17 protein-coding genes and 1 tRNA gene are annotated in these 19,342 nt (G+C 34.1%); 10 read left to right on the top strand and 8 right to left on the bottom strand.

Features of this window, described 5'->3' with window-relative positions; all coding sequences use genetic code 11:
• On the top strand, positions 1-574 hold a 574-nt coding region (locus GOQ17_RS13555; RefSeq protein WP_159638211.1), incomplete at its 5' end, for a transposase.
• Between the two features lie 361 nt (positions 575-935).
• Here GOQ17_RS13555 and GOQ17_RS13560 read toward each other — a convergent pair.
• Positions 936-1,020 (bottom strand) — tRNA-Ser (locus tag GOQ17_RS13560).
• Positions 1,021-1,135: 115 nt separating this feature from the next.
• A complete protein-coding gene (locus GOQ17_RS13565) occupies positions 1,136-2,020 on the bottom strand; it encodes a bestrophin family protein (protein ID WP_159638213.1) in 885 nt (294 codons plus the stop codon).
• A 44-nt stretch (positions 2,021-2,064) separates the two neighbouring features.
• Here GOQ17_RS13565 and GOQ17_RS13570 point away from each other — a divergent pair, with 44 nt between their 5' ends.
• Positions 2,065-2,919, top strand: coding sequence for a glycoside hydrolase family 25 protein (locus GOQ17_RS13570; RefSeq protein ID WP_159638215.1), 855 nt, complete (start codon positions 2,065-2,067; stop codon positions 2,917-2,919).
• Positions 2,920-2,929: 10 nt separating this feature from the next.
• Positions 2,930-3,229: a thioredoxin family protein gene (locus tag GOQ17_RS13575; RefSeq protein ID WP_159638217.1), complete on the top strand. Its 300-nt coding sequence runs from the start codon at positions 2,930-2,932 to the stop codon at positions 3,227-3,229.
• Here the strand turns inward: GOQ17_RS13575 and GOQ17_RS13580 are convergent.
• On the bottom strand, positions 3,226-4,551 hold the full coding sequence (locus tag GOQ17_RS13580; protein ID WP_159638219.1) for a hemolysin family protein: 1,326 nt from the start codon (positions 4,549-4,551) through the stop codon (positions 3,226-3,228). The two genes, GOQ17_RS13575 and GOQ17_RS13580, sit on opposite strands and share 4 nt — an antisense overlap.
• A gap of 154 nt (positions 4,552-4,705) precedes the next feature.
• Between GOQ17_RS13580 and GOQ17_RS13585 the strand changes: the two genes are divergently transcribed.
• Both GOQ17_RS13585 and GOQ17_RS13590 read left to right on the top strand, forming a co-directional pair.
• Positions 4,706-5,824 (top strand): phosphotransferase enzyme family protein, encoded by a 1,119-nt coding sequence (locus tag GOQ17_RS13585; RefSeq protein WP_236537154.1) that lies wholly within the window; start codon positions 4,706-4,708, stop codon positions 5,822-5,824.
• A complete protein-coding gene (locus GOQ17_RS13590) occupies positions 5,824-6,450 on the top strand; it encodes a carbohydrate-binding family 9-like protein (RefSeq protein ID WP_159638221.1) in 627 nt (208 codons plus the stop codon). The genes GOQ17_RS13585 and GOQ17_RS13590 overlap by 1 nt, the downstream gene beginning before the upstream one ends.
• Positions 6,451-6,501: 51 nt before the next feature.
• Here GOQ17_RS13590 and GOQ17_RS13595 read toward each other — a convergent pair whose 3' ends face one another.
• The 3 genes from GOQ17_RS13595 to GOQ17_RS13605 are packed head-to-tail and all read right to left on the bottom strand — an operon-like array spanning position 6,502 to position 9,479.
• Complete coding sequence (locus tag GOQ17_RS13595) at positions 6,502-7,170, bottom strand: hypothetical protein (protein WP_159638223.1); 669 nt, start codon at positions 7,168-7,170, stop codon at positions 6,502-6,504.
• Positions 7,171-9,129, bottom strand: a complete 1,959-nt coding sequence (locus tag GOQ17_RS13600; RefSeq protein ID WP_236537155.1) for a M1 family metallopeptidase — start codon at positions 9,127-9,129, stop codon at positions 7,171-7,173.
• On the bottom strand, positions 9,126-9,479 hold the full coding sequence (locus GOQ17_RS13605) for a Spx/MgsR family RNA polymerase-binding regulatory protein (RefSeq protein WP_159638225.1): 354 nt from the start codon (positions 9,477-9,479) through the stop codon (positions 9,126-9,128). The genes GOQ17_RS13600 and GOQ17_RS13605 overlap by 4 nt, the downstream gene beginning before the upstream one ends.
• 300 nt (positions 9,480-9,779) lie before the next feature.
• Here GOQ17_RS13605 and fbaA point away from each other — a divergent pair, with 300 nt between their 5' ends.
• The 5 genes from fbaA to GOQ17_RS13630 all read left to right on the top strand — a co-directional run bounded on the left by fbaA (position 9,780) and on the right by GOQ17_RS13630 (position 14,820).
• On the top strand, positions 9,780-10,859 hold the full coding sequence (fbaA, locus tag GOQ17_RS13610; protein WP_159638227.1) for a class II fructose-bisphosphate aldolase: 1,080 nt from the start codon (positions 9,780-9,782) through the stop codon (positions 10,857-10,859).
• A gap of 155 nt (positions 10,860-11,014) precedes the next feature.
• Positions 11,015-12,805 carry a translation elongation factor 4 gene (gene lepA / locus GOQ17_RS13615; RefSeq protein WP_159638229.1) on the top strand — a complete coding sequence of 597 codons (1,791 nt, stop codon included), beginning with the start codon at positions 11,015-11,017 and terminating at the stop codon, positions 12,803-12,805.
• 31 nt (positions 12,806-12,836) lie between these two features.
• Complete coding sequence (locus GOQ17_RS13620; protein ID WP_159638231.1) at positions 12,837-13,721, top strand: bifunctional 5,10-methylenetetrahydrofolate dehydrogenase/5,10-methenyltetrahydrofolate cyclohydrolase; 885 nt, start codon at positions 12,837-12,839, stop codon at positions 13,719-13,721.
• Between the two features lie 64 nt (positions 13,722-13,785).
• On the top strand, positions 13,786-14,304 hold the full coding sequence (locus GOQ17_RS13625) for a hypothetical protein (RefSeq protein WP_159638233.1): 519 nt from the start codon (positions 13,786-13,788) through the stop codon (positions 14,302-14,304).
• A 66-nt stretch (positions 14,305-14,370) separates the two neighbouring features.
• On the top strand, positions 14,371-14,820 hold the full coding sequence (locus GOQ17_RS13630; RefSeq protein ID WP_159638235.1) for a GreA/GreB family elongation factor: 450 nt from the start codon (positions 14,371-14,373) through the stop codon (positions 14,818-14,820).
• Positions 14,821-15,026: 206 nt separating this feature from the next.
• On the opposite strand, the gene GOQ17_RS13635 is transcribed toward GOQ17_RS13630, so the two are convergent.
• Both GOQ17_RS13635 and GOQ17_RS13640 read right to left on the bottom strand, forming a co-directional pair.
• Entirely contained in the window at positions 15,027-18,062 is a 3,036-nt protein-coding gene (locus GOQ17_RS13635; protein ID WP_159638237.1) for an AAA family ATPase, read from the bottom strand.
• A gap of 1 nt (position 18,063) precedes the next feature.
• Entirely contained in the window at positions 18,064-19,290 is a 1,227-nt protein-coding gene (locus GOQ17_RS13640; protein ID WP_159638239.1) for a metallophosphoesterase family protein, read from the bottom strand.
• Positions 19,291-19,342: the final 52 nt, after the last annotated feature.

Consider the following 19,342-nt stretch of genomic DNA (forward strand, 5'->3'; position numbering starts at 1 on the left):
TTATGCTTGGATGAATGTTTTGGACAGCAATCAGTGCTTTTTTGTCACACGTAGTAAAAGCAACATGAAATATACAGTGGTTCGATCATTTCAAAGTGAAGCCCTCAAGGAAAATAACATCATTATGAATCAGCTCATTGAGCTTGATGGGGATGCTAAAAAACACTATCAAGGAAAGAAAATGCGTCTAATTCGTTTTTGGGACAGCATAAATAATGCTGAATATGAGTTCTTAACCAACAATTTTACCTGGAAGGCATCAACAGTGGCGTCTTTATATAAAGAAAGATGGGAGATTGAAACGTTCTTCAAACATCTAAAACAGCGCTTGAAAGTAACCAGTTTTGTAGGAACCTCAGAAAATGCAGTCTACATCCAAATTTGGACTGCATTAATAGGAATACTACTCTTCAAATACATACAGAAAAAGGCTAAATATGAATGGAACTTATCCAATCTGGTGAACTTTATTCGCTTAAATATATTTGTGAAAATTGATCTTTGGAAATGGGCTAATGATCCATTCTTTTCTGGCAAACCTCCTGATAAAATTGGGCAATTTAAACTCTTCTAAAAGTAATAGATAGTTTATGATTCGGATTTTTCAACAAAAGCTGTCTTAATTTATTAAAGAAAGTAGATTTTATGCGTGCCAAATTTTATTTAGGACAGTTATGAAATATATTATTTTTTCAGCTTTGTCGATTTTGGCGAGGTAAATATTTTTCGGCAAACTGATTAATTTATGATGGTTTCTGAAAAGTGAATTTCTCTTCGTAGAATTTGAAATGCAGTTGTCTAATTTGAAAATTAAAATCTAAGTATTCTTAGGGCTTGGATTCTGTCGAAATGTTTGATTTTTTTACCTTCATCCATTATTTCTTTGGCTAGGAGTCTAAATAAAAAATCCTTTCATTTCTGAAAGGATTTATTTGCGGAGAGCGAGGGATTCGAACCCCCGAACCTGTTACAGTTAACGGTTTTCAAGACCGCCGCATTCGACCACTCTGCCAGCTCTCCGCCACAAAAGTAGAAATTCTAACTAGATCTACAAAACTTATTTGACCCTTGTAGCTTTAAGTATTGAAAATGAGGTTAATTAATTTTATTTGACTTGCGGAACTGTATTTCAAATTCAAGAAACTAATATTTCTCGGCAATGTTTTTTAATATTGGATGTTATTTTGTCTATTGGTAGATCATCCGGATCAGTACCAAAGGGCTCTTCTATGGATTCTCCAATCATTTCAATAGTCAACAATACATAAAATATAAACGGTACAGCAAATATTACAAAATAGCCCATTGAAAATACGTATCCAAATGGAAGCGTAATGGAGTATATAATAATAAATATTTTGATAAATGAACTATATGCAATAGGTATAGGTGTGTTTTTGATACGTTCACAGGCGCCACATACATTCGTCAGCGATGTTATTTCTTCATTAATAATTCTTAATTGATCGCCTGTCAATTTACCCTCCATATACAAATCATTTGTCTTGCGATATATTAAGGAAGCCACCTGATTTGGTCCATGTTTTTTCTCATCCAGATCGAATAATTCAGGATGATCATTTGCGTCTAGCATGAACTTAGTATAATCAGATCGCAAGAAATCGAACAAAGTTTCTGCATATAGCGGAATTGATTTACGATAAAAGCTACGATTAACTTTGTCCATAGGATTTAGCATAGCATTTAATTTTATCGATAATGTTCGACTCACGTTAGTTAAAGTTCCCCATTGTTTTCGCGCTTCCCACCATCTGTCGTAGGCTGTATTTGTGCGGAATACTAATATCAAAGACAAAACAAATCCCAATAGACTATGAACAATGGTTATATTTTTAATCCAGCTTTTTTCAGATAAATTGAAATACTCAAGTTCTAAATAGGCGATGAGCCATGAAAACAATGCGACTAGAATGAGAATAGGGAATACTTTTTTTGAATGATGGGATTTGATCAAATGTATGACCGTTGTAAACCAATCCTTGGGATTATAAACTTTCATTCTATATTGATAGAAATTGTTAAATAACTTATTTTAGTCGCAAGATGGCGAAATATCAGAAAAGGCACAAGAAAAATTTTTCATCAGAAGCGCAGGAGAGACGACGCTATTTGATATGGAGTATTACTATTCCTTTTGCGTTGGTTCTTATTATTGCTATATGGAATTATAGACATAGCTTGCTCTATTATTATTATGTAGCATTTGACAAGGAAATTAAAAAAGCTGATTCTGAAAAAAGCAAGCATGATGCACGGAATATATTACTTATGGATGCGCATTCAGATAAATCATTTGGAATTGACGTAAGCCAATATCAGGGAAGTATTTTATGGGATTCGGTTCGTTTTATCAATCAAAAAGTGCCAATTGATTTCATTTTCATACGTGCGACGATGGGAGAGAAGGCAATAGATAGCAGATTTCAAAAGAATTGGGATGGGGTAAAATCAATTAATAAATTGCGTGGTGCTTATCATTATTTTCGTCCTAACGAAAATTCTATTAAGCAAGCGAATAATTTTATAAAAACAGTTAAATTAAAACCAGGAGACCTTCCTCCAGTTTTAGATATTGAGGAGCGACCACGAAAGCAATCAATGGATAGTCTTCGTGTTGGGTTGAAAAGATGGTTGGATAGAGTAGAAGCGCATTACAAAGTGCGCCCAATTGTTTATTCAGGGGATAGTTATTTTACCGATTTTTTAGAAAAAGAATTTAAAGATTATAAATTGTGGATAGCTAATTATAATTTTTGGGTAGAATCACCCAAAGCGCATTGGGATATTTGGCAGTTTTCGGAAAAGGGAAGTGTTAACGGAATTAAAGGTTTTGTTGATCTAAATATGTATAAGTCGGATGTTGAAGATCTGGAAAAATTGAGTATTCCTTATAATTAAATGAATTATTATGGCGAGTTTTAGAGAATTGATTGAGAAAAATAATTTGGTGTTGGTAGATTTTTCGGCAGAATGGTGTGGGCCATGCCAAACGTTAGCGACGATTTTGAAAGATGTAAAGGAACACTTTGGCGAAGGTTTGAGTGTTATCAAAATTGATGTAGATAAAAATAATGCATTGGCGCGAAGTTTTTCGGTACAAGGGGTGCCTACATTAATTTTGTATAAATCTGGTCAACAGGTTTGGCGTCAAAGCGGTCTATTGACCAGAACGGATTTAATAGCAATTATTAAGCAGCATACTGCTTAATCAATATTATCTGTAATATCTATATTCGGAATTCTGATTTTATTCATGACGACCTTATCTATGCGATTTCCGTCCATATCAATCACTTCCAGTTTGTATCCTTTGTAAGTAATTGATTCTCCTTCTGCAGGAATATGATCTAAGTAAAGAAACACAAGTCCTCCAACTGTAGTGATATTTGAAATCTCATCCTCGTCATCTTCTGAAAGGTTAATTTCAAAACGTTCGAAAAAGTCATCTAATTGGTAACGTCCGTCGATAATGTAAGAACCATCTTCACGTAGACGTACCAACTTTGATTTGTTTTCTTTTGTTTCTTCATCAAAAGCACCTACAAGATTACCCAATATATCTTTTAGTGTAATTATCCCTTGAGGTGAACCATACTCATCGATCACCACAGCTTGTGTTACCTTACTGCTTTTTATTACTTCTAGTACAGAATAAATACCACTATTTTCATTCACAAACGGTACAGGTTGAATAAGTTTTTCTAAGTCAGGATGATCATTCAATAGAAAAGCTTTTAACAGATCTTTTGTGGAGATAATACCTTTCATATTATCAAAGTGGCCATCGCATACAGGATATTCGGTATGATTGGATTTTAGGATATAATTTCTGATTTCCTCAAAAGAATCTTGTATATCGAGATAGGTGATATCATTGCGATGTACCATGATATTCATGGCTCTTTTGTCACCAATTTCAAGTAAACGATCAACTAAGTCATGCTCAAAGCCTTCAATTACACCACTGGTCACGCCTTCATCCACCAAAGCTTTTATTTCTTCTTCAGTGACTGCGTTACTAGTTGTTTTTATGTTTAATATCTTGACAATAAAGTCTGTAGATACGGACAACGACCATACAAAAGGTCTGACAATCTTACTCAGCGTATCCATAGGAATAGCAATGAGCGAGGCATATTTTTCCGGAATGGCCATACCTATTCGCTTTGGAACAAGCTCGCCAATAACCAAAGACATATAAGTGATTATTAATACTACTATTCCAACAGAGAGAGTCTCGCTATAAGGAGCTATTGCAGGATATGTTTTTAAATACTCAGCAATAAAAGTAGAAATTGAACCACCCGAGAAAAAACCAGTTAAGATTCCGATTAAAGTAATTCCTATTTGAACGGTAGATAAGAATTGATTAGGATCGTCTTTGAGCTTTAAGGCTCTTGTCGCGCCTGTGTTTTCATTACTTATTGATTGTAATCGTGCTTTTCTACTTGATACTATGGCTATTTCGGAGGCGGACAAAATACCATTTAGTACCATAAGCACTAAAATGACGACTATTTCTGTTATCATATATAATATAAAAATCTTCTTTACGAATATAATAAATTAATTAAGATAAATAATTCTAATTCAAAAGTATTTGATGCAAACGTTTGATATAAAAAAAAGCTTTATTTAATACAATGAATTGCAGATATTGGACATTATTTTGAAAATCAACTCCATGAATTTAACCAATGACGATTATTTTGAGCTCAAAAAAGTAGTTTCTCAATTTGATATATCTGGCGAAATTTTTAGTATCGAAAAGTTTGGTTCTGGCCATATTAACGATACTTTTCGCGTAAGCATAAAAAATGCAAATTCTTCATACTTGTTACAACGAATAAACCATCATATTTTTCCAAATATTGAAGGATTGATGCATAATATTAAATTGGTGACGGAACATTTAAAGTTAGTGATGAGGGGTACTGTGTCCGATGTAAATAAACATACATTGACTATCATACCTTGTTTTGATGGCAAATTGTACCATCAAGATAGTACGGGTAAATATTGGCGTGTTTTTATTCTTTTGGAAGACGTAAAAAGTTATGATATTGTAGAGACGTATCAGCAAGCCTATTCTGGGGGACGTGCCTTTGGCCAATTTCAAAAGCAATTGTCTACACTTGATGCTCGAAAGATCGTAGAAGTTTTGCCAAATTTTCATAATATCGATTTTAGATTGAATAACCTGAAAAAGGCTATCAAAAAGAATAAGGCGAATCGTTTAGATGAAGTCCAAGATATCTTAGCGTATATTCATTCTCGCGAAGATCGTATGCGTACGGTACTGCGCATGGCTGAGAGTGGAGAATTACCTCTACGAATTACACATAATGATACTAAATTCAATAATGTATTATTGGATGAGAATGATAATGTACAGTGCGTCATAGATTTGGATACTGTAATGGCAGGATATGTCGCTTATGATTTTGGGGATGCCATTCGTACGATCATTAATTCGGCTGCGGAGGATGAAAAAGATTTATCGAAGGTTATCTTAAATATACCACTATTTCAGGCTTATACTGAAGGATATTTGGAAGAAGCAGTTGAATTCTTAACAGATAAAGAAATAGAATCACTGTTTTTTGGCGTTCTATTATTACCATATATGCAAGCTGTTCGTTTTTTAACGGATTATATAGATGGTGATTTATATTATAAAATTCATTACCTTGAGCATAATTTGGTTCGAACAAGAGCACAAATTAAACTTGTACAAGAGTTAGAAATGAATGAAGCTCTTTTATTGGATATTTTAAAAAATAGTCTATCTATAAAAAAATAATGAATACAGTTCAGGTTTGTAAAATACATATTCCCTTTATTAATGCTGAATCCTTGCGCTTTGCATTTAAAGAATTGAATTGGCACAAAATAAATAATTCTCCTTGGGGAGCTGAATACCCTTATACACCGGATGTACAATTCCAGATTGCCTACGATGATGAACATATATTCTTACATTATGATGTAAAAGAAGAGTTTGTAAAAGCAACTTATATTCGTCCAAATGAAAATGTATGGGAGGATAGTTGTGTTGAGTTTTTTTTATCGCTCGATAATAAACAAACATATTATAATTTTGAATTTAATGTATTAGGTACTGGATTAATTGGTTATGGTCCTGCGATAAAGAGTGAACGCCATAGACTTTCTGCAACAAAGATTGAACAGGTAGATGCTTTTGTACAACTAAAGAAGGTTTCAGGTAACAAAGAATGGGAGATTTATCTTATTATTCCAATAACGATTTTTGGTGACGTATCTTTTGAAGGAAAAACTTACCATGCCAATTTTTATAAGTGCGGAGATGGCTTACCACAGCCTCATTTTTTAGCTTGGAATAACATCGAATTACCTAAACCAAACTTCCATAGACCAGATTTTTTTGGTGAAATTAGTTTTAATTAAATATCAACAAAAGAAATAATAAGAAAAGGAATGATTGATTCGCTTTTTTTATTATTTCTTGAATGTAGTATAACTTTCTATAATATATACTTTCAAATCTTCAGGACTGGAATTTTCAATAAATTCAACTGTAGGTCTGAATCTTTCTCTAAACAAGGCTATATCGACATCATTCAACGGTAGCAATGAAGCTATAAGATGTTTGGTGAATTTACGATCTATCTTTCTTGCTTGATACTCTTCGAAAAGAATATCAACATTATTGCGAGCAATCTTTGCCTCACGTCCCAATAGACGTGAGGGAGATATTTTTACACCGCCTTGGTTTCGAGGTATTTCGACGATTTTACCTGCATTTCGAGCTTTTTCTAACTCTTCAGCCAATACATTGTCTGTTAATCTTTTGACTAATACTTCGTCGATGTGTAAGATATTATCATCTTTGTTGAGATAAATGCGACGAACGGCATCATCATAATAAAATATTGTATCAGCACTGTATCCAAAAATATGAACCGCTAAGTAATCATTTACTTCTCCAGCTATTTTGAACGCACCATCACGACTGGAATTAGCAACTTCGTTTGTACGTAGATTTTTTATTTCTACATTATACAGTGGTTGGCTACTGACTAAGTCATGTATATAGCCATTTATTTGTTGAGCATAACATACACTGCCCAAAAATCCAAAGAGTCCTAATATTAAGTATTTTATCATTTATTTTGCGCTCCAAGTATTGTTATCTGGATTTATATCAGGAAAAACATTGCGCGGATCCAACTGAACTTTTGATAATTTTTCTGTCGAGTTCAATTTGAAAGTCCATACTCTATTTCTTTCCCAGACTTCAACAGGCAACTTTGTTGTAATTTTTTTACCACTGACCATTGTTGCTTCTATTTCAATAGGCATTGGAAGTTTACCTAAATTTTGAACAGTTATCAGAGCACCTTTGTTTTCATCCAATTCCACGTAGCGTACTTCGGATATCGCTTGATCCATCTGCCAATTGTGTTTAAACATCCCTCTCCAATACCAGTTTAAGTTTTCTCCTGTTTCATTTTCAATAGTACGGAAAAAATCATTAGGTGTAGGATGTTTGTACGCCCAATATTCAATATATTTTCTGAAAGCAACATCAAATCGCTCGGGGCCAATAATTTCTTCACGAAGCAATCTTAAGGCATACGCAGGTTTGTAATAAGCTAAATAGCCTATATGGCGTTCGCGCATATTTTGTGGTGAACTCATTACAGGCTCAAGAGCAGGGTTAAAAAGTACCTGTGTTAAATTGTTTTTTGCACCATAACGCTGATTGTATTCGCCTTTATTGAAATTTTGCGTAGAAATTTCATTTATGAAAGTGTTAAAACCTTCATCCATCCAAGCGTGTAATCTTTCGTTACTTCCTACAATCATTGGAAACCAATTGTGTCCAAATTCGTGATCTGTTACGCCCCAAAGGTCACCACCTTTAGCGTTATAACCACAAAATGATAATGCTGGATATTCCATCCCACCCACGTTTGATGCTACATTGACTGCTACAGGGTAAGGATATTCAAGCCATTTTTTAGAATAATGTTCGATTGATGCTTTTGTGTATTCTGTAGATCTTTCCCAGCCATTTTTGCCGTTACTCTCTTCTGGATACAAGGATAGCGCAAGACTTTTCTTGCCCGAAGGCAAATTGATTTTTGCGGCGTCCACTATAAATGAAGCAGAAGAAGTCCAAGCTACATCGTGCGCATTTTCTAGTTTATATTTCCAAGTCAGCTCTTTTTTGTTTGGCCTTGTGTTTTTATCTGTAACTTCTTTCAGAGAGCGAATCATAACGGTCTTATCCGAATTTTTAGCTTCATTATACCGTGTTAATTGTGTGGGAGTCCAGACTTCCTCAGGATTCAAAAGTTCACCACCCAAAGCGACAATGTGATTAGCTGGTGCAGTTATTTCAACGTTGAAGTCTCCAAATTCTAAATAAAATTCACCTGGGCCAGTATATGGATGTGTATTCCAGCCTAATATGTCATCAAATACACAAACACGCGGATACCATTGCGCGATAGAATAAACTTTTCCATTTTTAGTTGGTAATATTCCGGTTCTATCAGCCCCATATTCTGGAATAGAAAATTCAAAATCCATGGAAAAGGTGACTTTTCCTCCTTTAGCAGCTAGAGGCTTAGGAAGGTTTATTCGCATACGCGTATCTGAAATTATATAATTCGTAGTTGCCTTATTATCTATTTTTATATTTTCTAATACATAGCCTCCATCGAATGTATTTCCTGCACTACCATATCTGCTTTCAGTTAGTGGAACTATTGCTTGACCTCTTGATGTTGAATTAAATAGGTTTTGATCTAATTGAAACCATACGAAGTCTAATGATTCAGGACTATTATTGGTATAGGTCATCGTCAAAGAGCCCTTGATTCTATCTGTTATGTCATCAAGCGAAGCTTTAATTGAATAACTTGCTGCATTCTGCCAATACGCTGGACCTGGTTTTCCACTTGCCGAACGGTAAATTGTTCCATCCGAAGTATAAAATCCTGGACCAAAAGCTTCTAAATAACTATACTCGCCTCTAGTTTGTGCTTCAGAAATTTGCGGAGTTGATAGCGAGATAGCTAAAGCTGCTAAAAGATATTTAGATATTTTATTTATCATAATGAAGAAAGCTTTTGTTGGTAAATTTGTTCATCGAAGCCTAAAATAATTTCATTTTTCAATTCAACAATCGGACGTTTGATCATGCTATTGTTTTGTAATAATACTTCGCGTGCTGACAGTTCATCCACTACAGCGGCTTGTTGTTCTGGAGAGAGTTTTTTCCATGTAGTACCTTTTTTGTTGATCAGAGATTCCCAAGAAACCAATTTTTGCCATTCGATTAATTTTGAATCCTTTGCTGGCTCTTTTTTATAATCATGAAATGTATATTGGATATTATGATCATTTAACCAATCCAATGCTTTTTTAACAGTGTTACAATTCTTAATTCCGTAGACGTTCAACATGATATATTTTAGATTGCAATAATAAATACTATAAATGTAGTGATTTTTTTATTTCCTTGCTTTTTAGTGAAGAGTTTAACGAATGTTAGCTTTTTATAAAAAACTAGATCTATGAAGTTGTCTTTTACAGATGTATATCAAATATAATAAATAAGCTAATGTGTTTAATGAAATGATTCTCAATTTGATAAATTATATTTTGAGAAAGAAATCTAATTTTGATAGTGTATTTTTTACACTATATTTTTTTAATTGACAAAATAATTATATTTTTATCACTTCATTAAAAATAATACAAAAATGAGCCTAAAAGATTATAAAGGTGTTTTAACAGGTGATCAAGTTCAAGAGTTATTTGAAATTGCTAAAAAGCACAAATTTGCATTACCTGCTGTAAACGTAATAGGAACAAATTCTATTAATGCAGTATTAGAAACTGCTAAAGCTGTAAATTCTCCAGTTATTGTACAATTATCTAATGGTGGTGCGCAATTCTATGCTGGTAAAACATTAAATAACGATGGATTAAAGGCATGTATCTTAGGTGCTGTTTCAGCAGCTCAGCATGTGCATTTATTAGCAGAGCATTATGGTGTTGCTGTTATCTTGCATACTGACCACGCTGCTAAAAAATTACTTCCTTGGATTGATGGTTTATTGGATGCTGGTGAGAAATTCTTTGCACAAAACGGTAAGCCTTTATTCTCTTCGCACATGTTGGATTTGTCAGAAGAACCATTAGAAGAAAATATTGAGATATCTGCAAAATACTTAGCGCGTATGAAACCACTAGGTATGACTGTTGAAATTGAATTAGGTGTAACAGGTGGTGAAGAAGATGGTGTAGACAACTCTGACGTAGATAGCTCAAAATTATATACTCAACCTGAAGAGGTGGCTTACGCTTACGAAGAGTTATCAAAAGTATCTGATAAATTCACAGTAGCTGCTGCTTTTGGAAATGTACATGGTGTGTACAAACCAGGTAACGTGAAATTACAACCAGTTATCTTGCACAATTCTCAAGAATATATTCGTGAGAAATTTAATTTGACTGCTGAAAAACCAGTTAACTTCGTGTTCCATGGTGGTTCGGGTTCATCTCCAGAAGAAATTGCTGAAGCAATCTCATACGGTGCGATCAAAATGAACATTGATACAGACATGCAATGGGCAATGTGGGATGGTGTGCGTTCTTACGAAGCTAAAAACCACGATTATTTACAAGCGCAAATCGGTAACCCAGAAGGTGAAGATTCTCCAAACAAAAAATACTACGATCCGCGCGTATGGTTACGCAAAGGTGAAGAGGCATTTGTTGCTCGTTTGACGCAAGCATTTGAAGAATTAAATGCTGTTGACGTTAACAGTAAATTGTAATACCAAACTTTCTATATAGTAGGAGGGTTATTGATTGAAGATCAATAACCCTTTTTTATTCTCCAAAAAATCTACTTATGCTAAACGTTTTACTGCATATTTCTTCACATAAATACAGTATATTTGCTTTTTAAATTTGAAGGCATAACACCTGTATGAAGCATATACGTAATTTTTGTATTATAGCACACATTGACCACGGTAAAAGTACCTTGGCGGATAGATTATTAGAATATACCAATACGATTTCTCAACGTGAAGCGCAAGCTCAGCTTTTGGATAATATGGATTTGGAGCGTGAACGTGGTATCACGATCAAAAGTCACGCAATCCAGATGGATTATATCCAAGATGGTGAAAAATATACTTTGAATCTTATAGATACGCCTGGGCACGTGGATTTCTCTTATGAGGTATCGCGTTCTATCGCGGCGTGTGAAGGTGCGCTATTAATCGTTGATGCTTCACAAGGTATTCAAGCACAGACAATTTCGAATCTATATTTAGCAATGGAGCATGATTTAGAAATCATACCTATTCTAAATAAGATGGACTTGCCAGGAGCGATGCCTGAAGAGGTAAAAGACCAAATCATTGATTTGATTGGAGGTAAACGTGAAGATATTATCCCAGCTTCGGGTAAAACTGGTTTGGGAATTCCTGATATTTTGAGAGCTATAGTTGAGCGAGTGCCAGCTCCAGTAGGGGATCCTGATGCACCGCTGCAAGCTTTGATTTTTGACTCGGTGTTTAACTCATTCCGTGGAATCATGGCGTATTTTAAAGTGGAGAATGGCGAAATACGTAAAGGTGATAAAGTAAAATTCATTGCAACAGGAAAAGAATACTTTGCGGATGAGGTGGGTACATTGAAATTAAATCAAGTTGCGAAAGATGTGATTAAAACAGGTGATGTAGGCTATATCATCTCTGGCATCAAAGAAGCTCGTGAAGTAAAAGTAGGGGATACAATCACGCATAAAGACCGTCCAAGTACTGATGCTATTCAAGGATTTGAAGAGGTAAAACCGATGGTTTTTGCGGGTATTTATCCAGTAGATACTGAAGATTACGAAGAATTGCGTGAATCGATGCACCGTTTGCAGTTGAATGACGCTTCCTTGGTTTTCGAACCAGAATCATCAGCTGCATTGGGATTTGGTTTCCGTTGTGGTTTCTTAGGAATGCTTCACATGGAAATTATCCAAGAGCGTTTGGAACGTGAGTTCAATATGACGGTAATTACGACAGTTCCCAACGTGTCCTACAAGGCCTACATGACAAAGGATAAAGAGGAGATTGTTGTTCATAATCCATCTGACTTGCCAGATCCAAGTAAATTGGATATGATTGAAGAGCCTTACATCAAAGCAAATATCATTACCAAAGCTGATTTTGTTGGTCCTGTTATGTCACTTTGTATTCAGAAGCGTGGTACTATCATTAATCAATCATACTTGACTTCTGATCGTGTAGAATTGGTTTTTGAGATGCCAATGGGAGAGATTGTATTCGATTTCTATGATAAATTAAAAACCATTTCTAAAGGATATGCATCGTTTGATTACCATCAAATCGGCTATAGACAATCGGATTTGGTGAAATTGGACATCCGCCTTAATGATGAACCTGTGGATGCACTATCATCGTTGATTCACCGTAGTAATGCGTATGATTTTGGTAAAAAGATTTGTGAGAAGTTAAAAGAACTTTTACCACGTCAACAATTCGAAATTCGTATTCAAGCATCAATTGGTGCAAAGATTATTGCGCGTGAGACCATTTCTGCATTACGTAAAGATGTAACTGCTAAATGTTATGGTGGTGATATTTCGCGTAAGCGTAAATTATTAGAAAAACAGAAAAAGGGTAAAAAACGTATGCGTCAGGTAGGTAACGTAGAGATTCCTCAATCGGCGTTTATGGCTGTTTTGAAATTAGATTAATAAGCAATCAACCTATAAAAATTATATAAGAATGAGATTATTAGACGGTAAAGAAGTATCCGCTAAGATTAAAGAAGATATTAAGAGGGAAGCTGCTGAATTTACAGCGCAAGCTGGTCGTAAGCCACATTTAGTTGCGATTTTGGTCGGAAATGATGGCGGTAGCGAAACCTATGTAGCAAGTAAAATGCGCAACTGCGAGTTAGTCGGTTTTGAATCTACTAATATTCGTTACGGAGTTGATATTACAGAAGCTGAATTGATTGCTAAAATTGAAGAAATCAATAAAGATGAGAATATCGACGGTCTAATCGTTCAATTACCTTTGCCTAAACATATTGATCCTGATAAAATTACGGAGGCTATCGACTATCGCAAAGATGTAGATGGTTTTCATCCGATCAACTTAGGTCGTATGCAACGTAATTTGCCATGCTTCATTCCTGCTACACCTTACGGTATTATGTTGATGTTAGAACATTATGGTATTGATACTTCGGGTAAGCATGCGGTGGTCGTAGGTCGGAGCAATATCGTTGGTTCTCCGATGAGTATATTATTGGCTCGTAATAGTAATCCTGGAAATTGTACAGTGACATTGACTCATAGTCGTACTGTAGATTTGAGAACTGAAGTTCTTCGTGGTGATATCATTGTTGCGGCTATAGGTAAGAAAAATTTTGTTACTGCTGATATGGTGAAAGATGGTGCGATCGTCATTGATGTCGGCATCAATAGAGAAAATTCTACAGAAACAAAATCTGGTTTTAAATTGTATGGAGATGTCGATTTCGAAGAAGTGTCGAAAAAAGCGTCTTGGATTACTCCAGTACCAGGTGGTGTAGGACTGATGACAATTGTGGGCTTATTGAAAAATACGCTTGAAGCAGCAAAGGGTACTATTTACAGTAAATAATTTATTGTTATTTGGCATAAATATTGCGCTTATTAAAGCATTTAATAATTTTAAACTTATAAAAATGAAAAAAATTGCTTTATTAGCTGTTGCTGCTGCAGCATTATCTTTTGCAGCATGTAATAATACACCTTCAAAGGATAAAAATGCCGATGGAGAAGTTTCTGTTGGTGAACATGTTGACCATACTCATGAGCATTTGGATAATGCAGCGCACGATGCTTATCACAAAGCTGAAGAAGATTACAACAAAGCTAAAGCAGAATTAGATGCAGCTGTCTCTAAAGGCGATAAAAAAGCCGAAGAAGCTGCTCGCAAAACTTTAGCCGACGCTGAGTCTGTATGGGAAAAAGCTAAGGCAGATATGAAAAATGCCGCAGAGAGTGCTAAAGAAGGAATCGATAATACTGTTGATGCAACAAAAGATGCTGCTAAAAAGACCGGCGATGCAATCGAAAACACGGCAGATAAAGCTGGCGATAAAATTGAATCTGGTGCTAAAGCAGTTAGTGATGCAGCTAAGGATGTAGCTGATAAAACTAAGGAAAAAGCAAACAATGTTAAAGAAGCTTTAAAAAATTAATATAACGAAATCAATTTTTATAAAGCGCCTATCCTGTGATGGGCGCTTTGTTTATTTTTTAGAGAAATGAATAAGGAAAAGATAGTCGAAGCTTGTTTTGTAATTTTGAATGAAAAAGTAGAACAGGTCAATTTGGCCATTCACGATGCAAATCAAAGTTTGCAGGATGACACGAAAAGTAGCGCAGGAGATAAATACGAAACTAGTCGTGAAATGATTCAGCAGGATTTGAATCGTTATGAACAACAGCTTAAAGCCCTGAATCAAGAAGTTGAAATCTTGAATAGTATTAAAATACAAAAGACTGATAATGGCAAGGCTGTTTTGGGTTCTATCATCGAAACCGACAAAGCGATTTATTTCTTGGCGACGAGCATTGGCTTGGTTCATATCGAAGCAGAGAGAGTTTTTAGTATTTCTACAGCTTCACCTATCGGAAAAGTGCTTGTCGGTAAATCTGTAGGAGAGTCTTTTGAGTTTAATGGTGAAAGGCAGGTAATAAAGTCCTTATTTTAATTTTGATATAAGGGTGTAATTATAATTAATTTACACAGTTCGTGAGACAGTCCCTTTAATTTTGATATAAGGGTGTATTTATAATTAATTTACCCATATTTTACCCCCTTAAACTTTATTTGAAAAAAGAGTCCAATTGTAACTAAACAACTGAACTCCATATTTTTTAATTTACACAGTTCCTTAGAAAGTGCCATATACTCTTTTTAATTAATAATAATTTGACTTCCTTTATCAAGATCTTTTATCACAGTAATTGATCTTGGCATGCGCTCTTTAAGTTCTTCCACGTGAGAAATAATCCCCACCACTCGATTTTCTTGATGGAGATATTGCAATGTGTCAAATACGGTATTTATACTATCTGTATCTTGAGTTCCGAAACCTTCGTCAATAAAGAAAAAGTTTTTATCAGCTTTATTAAGTGATTGAATGTTTTCTGCTAGTGCAAGAGCCAAACATAAAGATGCTTGAAATGATTGTCCGCCGGAAAGTGTCTTTGCAGAACGTTTATAGCCGTTATTTAAATAATCTACGACCTCGAACTCGTTATTTTCATTAATAACAAGACTTAATTGATTCTTGGTCAACCGATGAAAACGTTGGTTAGCAATTTCGCACAACCGCTGTAAATGAATACTTGAAACATAATTAACGAATCCATTGCCTTTAAACATATTAAATAATATGTCTAGGTTCTTCTTTCTTGTTTCTAATAATCCGAATGAGGCAAGTAATTCTTTCTTTTTCGAGAAATCAATAGTCAATCGCTCAATATCTTCTTTTAGTGCTCCATAGATTTCAATTTGTAGTTGCAGTTCTTCTTTTTTTAATTGAACTAATTCAGCTATTTCCTTATGCTTTTCAATTGAATAACCATCAGTTATTGTTTTTTCTTCTAGCTCTTGAATCCTTTGTTGAAGTGTGTTATATTGCAGATAAAAGTCTTGAATATTTTTTCTTACAAGATTGATATTTAAATTCTTAATGAGAATAGCGTTAATGGTTGCTATATCAGGATAGTTGAACTCTACTAAAAGTTTATGTAATAAATTCTGCGTCTCTTGTAGTTTTGCTGCATAAATTGAATATTGTTCTTTAGCCTCATTATAAGCTCCTTGTATTTCTGCGTAATTTGTTCTATATTCTAATAATTGTTTAGTATAGTTAGTATATTTTGTTTGAGTCTCTCTAATAGTTGACTCAATGAGTTTCGACTTTTCATCAAGTGTATTTTCGTCAAAAACTTTATACAAACTAATATCTATAACTTGAATCTGTTGTAAATTCTGAACAATACTTGCCTCCAATATTTTTACTTCATTTAGATATTCATTAAGTTTACGTTCCGATTTTGTGATTGTATCTATAGTTTTCTGTAATTGTTCTCTTTTAGTTTTCAAATCTTGATCCAGAAGTTTCAGTTTTTCCTCTTCTTCGAAAATTGCGCTTTTCTTTTTGTCAAACTTGCTTTTATCTGTTTTATCAAAATCTTCCCATTTAAAAGATGAATGATGTATTTCAATAAGTTTGCCCAATCCAAGTACACTCTCATTAAAATCCCTACACTGATGCTCTTTTTCAACAATAATTCTGCTGGCTAATTGGAGATCAACAATTTGTTTATCCAGTTCCTGCTTTTTTGCAATCAGCTCATTTTTATCATTGGTTATTTGAACGAACTCTTTATCTAAAGTATCTATTTGCATTGGGGACGGATGCTCTAAAGATCCACATAATGGACAAGCTTCTCCATCATGTAGATTATGTGCATAATGGGCTAATTCTTGTTTCAACCGTAATTCACTCTCCTGATTTTTAATATTTTCTTCGGATTGTGATAATAGTTCTTTTTTTTGCGTGATTACATCTTTCCAGTCAGTCTCCGTGCAACCTAATGCCTTGAATTTATTTTTTAGATCTTCAATTTGCATCAAAGTCTCCTGTATTTGCTGTTTCTTTTCGGATAGATCTTTCTGAAATTGTTGTTCTTTTTGATACCAAGTATCAATTTCCAGAAGTTCGGAAGATTTAATCTGATTACTTTTTAATCGTTCAATTTCTTTTTCTAATTCTTGGATGTTGCCAGCTAAATTTTCTTCAATTATTTTTTGTGTATTTAGAAACTCTTGTCCTTTTATAATGCCAGCCTCTTTTTCATTTTTTGCTTGTAAGGAGGTTAGATTTTCTTTTAATCGTTTAATGTCCTGTATTTCAGTTTTTAATTCATCAAGTCCTTCGTATTTAGGCGTTATGTCTTCAAGAGATTTTTCAACTTCAATTAATAAGGATTTAGTTTTGTCTTTTGACTCTTTTAATCCTTCTATTTTTGTTAATAATGTATTCTTGCTTGATGTTATAGAGGTGAAATTATTTAAATGCTCCCTAAAATTTGAAGAAATCAACTCAAATTCGTTTACTTCCAACTCTGCTTTTTGAATATGAATTTTTTTCTGTTCTAATGATGATAACTCTTCCTTTTTAGCTACTAAATCAAGTTTCATCTGTTTAGTAGTTTCTAATTCATTAAATTTTTTTTCAAGTACTTGATAATCATCTTTGATTGTATCCAATGTTTTTGCTAATACATCGAATTGCTCTGTTTTATCAAGGATTACCTCTTCATTGACTTCATCATAAGCACTTAAAGCTCCCTTAATATTTTCAATTTTCTTATTATTATCAGCCAACAAATGGGAAACTTTGGGACCTAAATCATACTGATTTAAGAAGAAAATCTCTTTCATCATTTCAGAACGATCTTTTCCTTTTAATTCTAAAAACTCTTTGAATTGACCTTGCGGAATAATTATCGTTCTTCGAAAGTTTGGGTAGGAGAGATTTGTGACAGTAGCACCATCATTTGATCCCAATGGAACCCAAGCATTATCTTTCCATTCGTAAGCATTTCTTTCATGATCTGTTATGTCTTGAAATTTCTTTTTACGTCTCCATTGTGCTACGAAACGGAATTTTCTACCTTCAAAATTTAAAAATTGAAAATCTATCAATACATGATTAGATTTCAAATTCAACATATTATAAGTTCGCTTTTCTTTGCTATTTAATCGTTCCGTTTCTCCATATAATGCATAACCAATAGCTTCTAAAACGGAAGATTTTCCAGAACCAACAGTCCCAAATATTCCAAATAAACCAGCTTCTGTCAGTTTTGTAAAATCAATTTCTTGCTTTTGTTGATACGAATATAGACCTTCTATACTTAAATATAATGGTAGCATTTTACTCCTCCCAATCTTTAGAATACGTTAGTACTTCGTTGAATAATGACTTTATTTCGTCATTCGGCTCTTGACCATATTTACTCTTAAAATAATCACCAAATAAGGAGTGAATATTTTGATTTAGCTCTTTATTATCACTTGTTACTTTATCACTTATATTATTTTTTACAATTGGAATAATATGTACTATACCATCATGAGCTTCATGAATTCTTTTTAAATCCGAAGAAGACATGAAAGTATCACTTATCATAGTAAGTTCAACCAAAGTATATGGGTTTTCATGAAGCCATGCAACTGCTTGATCTACATTGTCAAAGGTCATACGACGTAATTGTTTGCCACTACGTAATGGGATGGCTTCGACAGAGGCTTGTTCATTAGGTTTAGTATTAACTATTATGACTTTTTTCTCTTGTCCAGCTTCCGAAAAACTATATGACAGTGGTGAGCTCGAATATACGACAGGATTTATATGGCCTTTAATAAATTGAAATCTATGAAGATGGCCGAGAGCTGTATATTGTATTTGCGATGGTATTGCATCAGTATATACAATATCAGCATTTCCTATCTTTATAGGTTTTTCGCCCTCGGGCTCTTCTAATATTTCCCCTCCGCGTTGCAACATATATAAATGAGCTGTTAAAATATTTACGCCTGTATTGTCGCAATACTTATCTGCTAAATTTTTCCAGTTGCATTTTAGCACTTCATTTAATTGTTCTCCTTTGTTTTCAATACCCAAAAACTGTTTTAATCGAAGCTCATTAGCATAAGCTGTTGTAAGTATCCTAACAGGGTATTCAATATGCTTCAATTTTATTTCAATAAATCCTTTATCGGATCTAGTAATCTGAAAATCATCATTCATCGTGAATGGTTTAATTTCCGCGTGTGGATAACCAATGAAGATAATACCACAAGCGCGAGCTAATGGATCTGGAGAGTCAATTCTATCTGGAGAATCGTGATTGCCTGCTATCGCGATTACAGGGCGTGTTCCATTTGCTGTTAATCTTTTTAAGGTATTATATAGCAATTCGGTAGCATCAACGGGAGGGTTGAAAGTATCAAATAAATCTCCTGCGACTACGACTAAATCAACTTGTTGTTGGTCTGCTAGTTCGCATATTTCTTGAAGAACTTCACGTTGTTCATCGATACGACTTATAAAATCAAGCTTTTTTCCTAGATGCCAATCAGCGGTATGTAGTATTTTCATTACGAAAAATAAAATTTATGCATAGGATAAATGTACTCATTTTTCTTATAAA

Origin of the sequence: Sphingobacterium composti (genome assembly GCF_009829075.1) — a bacterium.
Lineage (GTDB): Bacteria > Bacteroidota > Bacteroidia > Sphingobacteriales > Sphingobacteriaceae > Sphingobacterium > Sphingobacterium composti.